Origin of the sequence: Methanofastidiosum sp. (genome assembly GCA_013178285.1) — an archaeon.
Taxonomy (GTDB): Archaea; Methanobacteriota_B; Thermococci; order Methanofastidiosales; family Methanofastidiosaceae; genus Methanofastidiosum.
On record JABLXD010000021.1, the window covers coordinates 24,214 to 30,493 of the forward strand.

At 33.4% G+C, this 6,280-nt stretch carries 8 protein-coding genes and 1 tRNA gene; 3 read left to right on the forward strand and 6 right to left on the reverse strand.

What is annotated here, in order from left to right; translation table 11 throughout:
- Positions 1-17 precede the first annotated feature (17 nt).
- The 3 genes from HPY60_07510 to HPY60_07520 form a co-directional block, all read right to left on the reverse strand.
- Positions 18-524 carry a ferritin family protein gene (locus HPY60_07510; protein ID NPV51023.1) on the reverse strand — a complete coding sequence of 169 codons (507 nt, stop codon included), beginning with the start codon at positions 522-524 and terminating at the stop codon, positions 18-20.
- 150 nt (positions 525-674) lie between these two features.
- Positions 675-1,520: an ABC transporter permease subunit gene (locus HPY60_07515; GenBank protein NPV51024.1), complete on the reverse strand. Its 846-nt coding sequence runs from the start codon at positions 1,518-1,520 to the stop codon at positions 675-677.
- Positions 1,513-2,706, reverse strand: a complete 1,194-nt coding sequence (locus HPY60_07520; GenBank protein ID NPV51025.1) for a betaine/proline/choline family ABC transporter ATP-binding protein — start codon at positions 2,704-2,706, stop codon at positions 1,513-1,515. The genes HPY60_07515 and HPY60_07520 overlap by 8 nt, the downstream gene beginning before the upstream one ends.
- 258 nt (positions 2,707-2,964) lie before the next feature.
- Here HPY60_07520 and HPY60_07525 point away from each other — a divergent pair, with 258 nt between their 5' ends.
- Positions 2,965-3,270, forward strand: a complete 306-nt coding sequence (locus tag HPY60_07525; GenBank protein ID NPV51026.1) for a large conductance mechanosensitive channel protein MscL — start codon at positions 2,965-2,967, stop codon at positions 3,268-3,270.
- Positions 3,271-3,277: 7 nt separating this feature from the next.
- Here HPY60_07525 and HPY60_07530 read toward each other — a convergent pair whose 3' ends face one another.
- Positions 3,278-3,697: a transposase gene (locus HPY60_07530; protein NPV51027.1), complete on the reverse strand. Its 420-nt coding sequence runs from the start codon at positions 3,695-3,697 to the stop codon at positions 3,278-3,280.
- 117 nt (positions 3,698-3,814) lie between these two features.
- Between HPY60_07530 and HPY60_07535 the strand changes: the two genes are divergently transcribed.
- Positions 3,815-4,711 carry a glycine betaine ABC transporter substrate-binding protein gene (locus HPY60_07535; protein ID NPV51028.1) on the forward strand — a complete coding sequence of 299 codons (897 nt, stop codon included), beginning with the start codon at positions 3,815-3,817 and terminating at the stop codon, positions 4,709-4,711.
- Between the two features lie 19 nt (positions 4,712-4,730).
- Here HPY60_07535 and HPY60_07540 read toward each other — a convergent pair whose 3' ends face one another.
- Together HPY60_07540 and HPY60_07545 are read right to left on the reverse strand one after the other, a co-directional pair.
- Positions 4,731-5,399 (reverse strand): N-glycosylase/DNA lyase, encoded by a 669-nt coding sequence (locus tag HPY60_07540; GenBank protein ID NPV51029.1) that lies wholly within the window; start codon positions 5,397-5,399, stop codon positions 4,731-4,733.
- A 19-nt stretch (positions 5,400-5,418) separates the two neighbouring features.
- Positions 5,419-5,495: transfer RNA gene (locus tag HPY60_07545), tRNA-Val, on the reverse strand.
- Between the two features lie 38 nt (positions 5,496-5,533).
- Between HPY60_07545 and radB the strand changes: the two genes are divergently transcribed.
- A partial coding sequence (radB, locus tag HPY60_07550) for a DNA repair and recombination protein RadB (protein ID NPV51030.1) occupies positions 5,534-6,280 on the forward strand: 747 nt, incomplete at its 3' end.

Here is a 6,280-nt window from a genome sequence, read left to right on the forward strand (position 1 = left end):
CGTATTAACTTTATTTTTTATGGTCCAGCATGCATCATCGGCCAGAAATCGTCATAACTTTCAAATTTTAATGAATTTTCTTTTTCTATCTCTAAAAGTTTGTAATGACCCATCTCCATGTCGGCTATATATTTGAGCATATTGAAGATTTCTTTCTCTTCCTTAAACCTATTAGAAACCCCTAGATAAAATTTGTTAGCTGCCATTTCAGCATCCATAGCTTGCTGAAGCACTTCACTTAAATCCATAGTTTCCTCTTTAATCTTAATTTCAGGCAGTGGGACTGGGGATTTATCAGGCAATCTAATGACCTTGTCTGAATAATTTTTTTTGTAAAGAATTTCAAAGAATGTTTTATGTTTCTCTTCTTCTTTAGCTAGAAAATCCATTTTGTCCTTTAATATAGCATTCTTTACAGAATCCTTGATTTTAAGATATGCAGATTTGCTATCAATTTCACTTTTAATGGCAGTTAGTATCAAATCTTCTGTTGAATATATGTTTAAATTTATTAACTCTGACATTTTATCATTTCTTACTTTTTTATTTATAGATATTTCTTCTATTTTTATATTATTTGTTAATTCTATAAAAGTCTTTTGCGAATTTAAAATAGATAAAAATTAAGTTACTTATATTAGAATAAGTTAATATTTTTAATATACGTAAAAAAATTAATTTTTCTTTGTATCATATATTTTTCCAAGTTGCCTTGTTACTCTATCCAAAATAATTGCCAAAAAGACAATTGAAAGTCCTGCTTCTATAGCGTCAACTAAACTGTATCTCTGTAATCCAGATATAATTACTTCTCCAAGTCCCCCGGCCCCAATAAAGCCGGCTATAACAACCATCGAGAATGCAAGCATTATAGTTTGATTTACACCCATCATTATTGACGGTATGGCAAGAGGTATTTCTATTTTAAGAAGCAATTGGCGTGATGTTGCACCAAAGGCTTTGCCGACCTCCACCATTTCTTTTGAAACTTGTTCAAGGCCCAAACTTGTCAATCTTATTGCGGGGGGCATTGAAAAAATGACAGTTGCAATTACACCTGGAACTTCTCCTATTCTAAAAAGAAGGACAGCAGGTATAAGATAAGATAATGAGGGTAAAGTTTGCATAATATCAAGTACAGGTTCGATTATTGTACAGAATATTTTTGACCTTGCTTTCAATATTCCCAAAGGCAGTCCAATTAAAAGTGCAATAATGGTAGCTACCAAAACTAAAGACAGAGTTTGTATTGTAGCTTGCCACAATCCCATGCTGATAATTAGGGCCAAACTTACTATAGAGAATATAGCAACCTTTATTTTGGCCACTTTCCAAGATATTAATGCAAATATTGCAATTAGCAAAACTGGGGGCATGAGAATAAGGACTGAATAAAAGAATTCAACAGTCCCTGATATCGAAGCCCTTATGATGTCAAACAATATCGCTAAATTTATTCTTAGAAAGTTAATTATATCGACTATTGCTTCTCCTACCGGTATTTGAGGTATTTCAATCATTTTGCTCACCTCTAAGAATGTTCACTGCCGTCTTTTCACTTGCGTATCCCAAAAGAACCCCTTCTTCGTTTACAACAGGAACGGCAGTTTTTGATGTAATCAAAAGTGGCAAAGCCTCATCAAGGGTAGTAACATTTTCTATAGCATTACATTTTTTAATAATGGTGTTTATTGTTTTAATTCCTTCAGATTTTGCCTTCTCTAATTCTGCCAAAGAAACGACCCCTAAAAGAACTTTATTTTCATCAACAACAAATGAATTGTTTGCTTTGCTCTTCTTTAGTAGATCTATAGCTTCAGAAGGATTAACGTCTTGAGTTAGTAGAACTTTATTCTTTTTTGTTATAAACTCAACTTTAATTACCTTATGTCGATCAACGTTCTGAACAAAAGTACCTACAAATTTACTAGCAGGATTTAGTAAAATATTCTCAACAGTATCTATTTGAACAATATCTCCCTCTTCGTTTAGAATTGCAACTCTATTACCTAATTTTACCGCTTCATTTAGATCGTGAGTTATAAAAATTATAGTTTTTTTCATCTTTCTCTGTATTCTCAATAATTCCTCTTGCATAGTATCCCTTATCAAAGGATCCAATGCACTAAAGGGCTCATCCATTAACAGAATATCTGGGTCAACAGCCAATGCCCTGGCGAGCCCCACTCTCTGTTTCATTCCACCACTCAGTTCGTCAGGCATACTATTTTCCCAACCGGATAGCCCTACAGCTTTCAATGTTTTTTTACCTATATCCTCCATCTTTTCTTTAGGAATGCCTTGTATTTCAAGCCCTAAAATGACATTCTCTAATACAGACCTGTGTGGCAAAAGGCCAAACCTTTGAAAAACCATTCCAAACTTCTTTCTTCTAAGATTGATTAGCTCATTCTCATTGAGTTCTAAAATATTCGTTTTTTCATTTCCAACTAGTATCTCGCCTTTTGTTGGAGTTATCAAGCGATTAATACATCGGATAAGTGTTGATTTGCCACTCCCAGAAAGTCCCATAATAACAAAAATCTCACCCTTGTTAATTTCAAGATTTATATTCCTTAATGCAACAACTTGTCCAGTCCTCTCCTTTATTTCCTTTCTAGTTAAATTTTTTTCAATTAGAGGAAATGTTTTCTCAGGTTCTTTTCCAAAAATCATGTAAAGATTGTTAATTTTTAAGTCTAACATTTTATCGCCAAAAAATCAAAATACTAAATATATCAAAATATTTAAGATACGATTAATTCGACATTTCTTTAATCCTTTAAATAAGTTTCTATTTTTATTTATAAAACATTATTAATTTTAAATTTAATAAATTTTATATTATCTATTAATATTTAATATGAATTTTATATTATAAAATTAATTAATTTTGATATCTGAAAATATATTTTGCTAACCTTAAAATATTTATACGTGGGGGATTGTATTGATTGTGATTATATGGGATTTGTAGAAGAATTTATGGATTTTCTAAAAGAATACAAGGTAGTGGGGCTTGCAGTTGCTTTCATTATGGCAACAGCTTCAACTTCGCTAGTCAAATCATTTGTTGAAGATATTATCATGCCAATTATTACGCCTTTCATGCCTTCCGGAGGCTGGGAAACTGCTGTGGTAAATATAGGGCCTATAGCTATCAAAGCTGGATCTTTTTTGGCCCAGATTATTAACTTTGTAATCTTAGCGCTTGTTGTATTCTTTATAGCTAAAAAAGTTCTAAAAGAAGAAAAAGTTGCTAAGAAATAATTTATTTTTATTTTTGTATTTCAAAGGAATTTACTATTCTTCTAACTTGCCATAACGAATAATCAATACCATAATTTTCCTGAATTAGTCTTTGGATATCCCTTGACTTTGTTAGTCCTAATTCCTTTATTTTTATTCTAAGTTCTTCTTTTTTCAATTGATTGAGTTTAGGGTGTCTGCCTCCTTTGAAATGGGGCATTAATTGTTCTTGGCCTTTATCATTCCACTTTTTTAGCCAATGATATCCAGTAGTTTTGGTAATCCCAATAAGATCTGAAGCGTCTTCCACACTCATACCTTTGTATAGAAATCTAATAAAGTACAATCTTTGTAAAAGCCTAACTTGGCCCTCTAACATGTGTATTGTATAGTCCAATTCTTTGATTGGTACATTTTTTTTAACATTATATGCCATTTTTCTTGACATATCTATTAATATATTAAATTAAGTTAAAAATGTTTTGCTCTTATAATAATCCATAAACCTTTTAAAGTATTAAAAATTTTTTAATATTAATCGATAAAATTGGAGGTGTAATTATTGATAAATTCTAAAAAAAATCTAATTTATATTGGCACAATTTTATTAGTATTTTCTATTGTGCTAAATACTGGATGTACTGGGCAAGCAAATGAAACACAGCAAGTATCAACTGACAAAGGAACAATTAAATTTGGACTTCCACCATGGCCTGGTGTAACAGTAAAAACAGAAGTTGCTAAAGTGATCCTAGAAGAAATGGGATATAAGGTAGAGACTAACAAATTAGATGCAGGTATAGTCTATGCAGAAATGGCAGAAGGCAATATCGATTCTTTATTGGCAGGTTGGCTACCAGTTACCCATAAGGAATACTGGAAAATCCACGGAAACAATCTTGAACAAGTTCATATAAACGTTCCAGAAACTTGGCTAGGATTAGCTGTTCCAACATACGTTTATGACAGTGGCGTTAAATCTTTATCTGACTTGAACGGAAAGGAAACAGAGTTTGGAGCTAGAATAGTCGGAATTGAACCAGGTGCAGGAATAATGAACTCAACAAACGAAGCAATTAGTGCATATGGGCTTACTGGATATACCCTTAAATCAAGTAGCACCCCTGCAATGATGGCTGAAGTAGACTCTGCTATATTAAATAACGAGTGGGTAGTATTCACAATATGGAAACCCCATTCAGCATTTGCAAGATTTGACATAAAAGAACTAGAAGATCCTCAAGGAATATACGGCGGCGGAGACGTAGTATATACTATTGTAAGAAAAGGATTCAAAGAAGACTTCCCGCAGGCTTATGCATTCTTTGAAAAGTTCCAGGTAACTCCAGAAACTCAAAGCGAATGGATACTTGAATACAGCGACAAAGGCAGAGACCCTGCAGAAGTTGCAAAAGAATGGGTAAACAATAACAGAGATCAAGTTCAAGAATGGATTTCATAAATCCATATTTTTTATTTTTTTATTTGAATATCTCTTTAGTTTCTTTATACCAAAGAACAATGTCTAGGTGGTCAAGAGGAATTCCTATTTCTTTTGCGAATTCTCTCATAGTTTGCTCTAGTTCTATATACTTAGAGGGCGGTAAAGATTCGGGTACTTTTTCTATTACTCCTATCAATTTAAGGTTCTTTAGTATATGCCTATCAAGGATTGCTAAATCTTGACCTTTCCCAACATTTCTCAAGAAATGGCTTGCTTCCTTGTGTCCCATCCCTTTTACATTTTTTACTAACCATTCTCTAATTTCAAAAGGAGAGTTATTTTTCTCAATTTCTCGCTTAACTGAAATATTTCCAGAAATCTTGAATAATTCTCTTACTTCAATTATGTACTTTGCTTTCTTGTACTTGAATCTGACACCGTAAAGGCAATCTAGAACTTCTTCTTCACTTCCGTAAATCAAAGCATTTTTCGCCTTAAGTGTACAGATAGACTCCCAGCACATCTTAGCTTTTGACTGTGGAGTCAAAAGACAAAAAGCAAGTTCAGAAAATAGATTTTCCTCAGTTTCGTTTTCCCATACTTCAGAAAACTCTTTCAGACGATCTTCTATCCCATTTTTAATAGAGGAATATATCTCTAAAACATCTTCTATTATTTCTTTGTTATAAGAATTTGAATCTTTCATATATTCACATTAAAAGAGATGGTGGGCCCACTGAGATTCGAACTCAGGACCTCCGCCGTGTCGAGGCGACGTCATGACCAACTAGACCATGGGCCCTTAAATCAAAACTAGACTATCCCTATAAAAGATTTTCTATGTTCATTGAGAATATTTTTGTCAGCCCCTCTAGAATATACTTTATAAATATACCAAGTTTAGATGGTACCATTAACAGGGTGATTACAATAAAATTTGGAGGAAATCCTTTAGATCAATTAATAGACGGCGTTCCAGAAGGGATCATAACACAGGTTTATGGAGAGCATGCAACAGGTAAAACTACCTTCTGTTTAATGTGCTGTAAATATTCTCTTCTTAAGGGCAAGAAATCCGTATTTATAGATACAGAGGGCGGATTTTCCCCAAAAAGACTTTCCCTAATGGGGGTCAAAAATCTTGAAGACATAATAGTCTTCCAACCAAGGGATTTTGCTAGTCAAGAGCAGGCTTTGATAAAACTTGAAAAAATAATGAGCACAAGGATTGGGTTTGTTTGCGTTGATTCCTTAGTGTCCTTATATCGTCTTGAGGGGTATGATCACAAAAAAAGAACTGAACTAGCACGACAACTTGGAAACGACCTTTTGATTCTATCTAGAATTGCTAGGGATTTCAATATACCTCTTGTAATCACAAATCAAGTCTATGATGACGTTACCGGGGGAAAAGAGAAGATCCCCATCGGCGGGGACGTTTTGAAATACTGGTCAAAATTGATAGTTAAGCTAGAAAAGGATGAGCAAGTTAGAAGGAAGGCTACATTAGTAAGGCATCCTTACAAAAAAGAAGGCGAATCAACTTATTATGATATAGGCGATCCAGGCATCATCGACGCTTCTTTC

Excerpts from the sequence above, each read along its gene's own strand:
- HPY60_07510 (NPV51023.1), bottom strand. The coding sequence starts at position 524 with ATGTCAGAGTTAATAAATTTAAACATATATTCAACAGAAGATTTGATA.
- HPY60_07515 (NPV51024.1), bottom strand. The coding sequence starts at position 1,520 with ATGATTGAAATACCTCAAATACCGGTAGGAGAAGCAATAGTCGATATA.
- HPY60_07520 (NPV51025.1), bottom strand. The coding sequence starts at position 2,706 with ATGTTAGACTTAAAAATTAACAATCTTTACATGATTTTTGGAAAAGAA.
- HPY60_07525 (NPV51026.1), top strand. The coding sequence starts at position 2,965 with ATGGGATTTGTAGAAGAATTTATGGATTTTCTAAAAGAATACAAGGTA.
- HPY60_07530 (NPV51027.1), bottom strand. The coding sequence starts at position 3,697 with ATGTCAAGAAAAATGGCATATAATGTTAAAAAAAATGTACCAATCAAA.
- HPY60_07540 (NPV51029.1), bottom strand. The coding sequence starts at position 5,399 with ATGAAAGATTCAAATTCTTATAACAAAGAAATAATAGAAGATGTTTTA.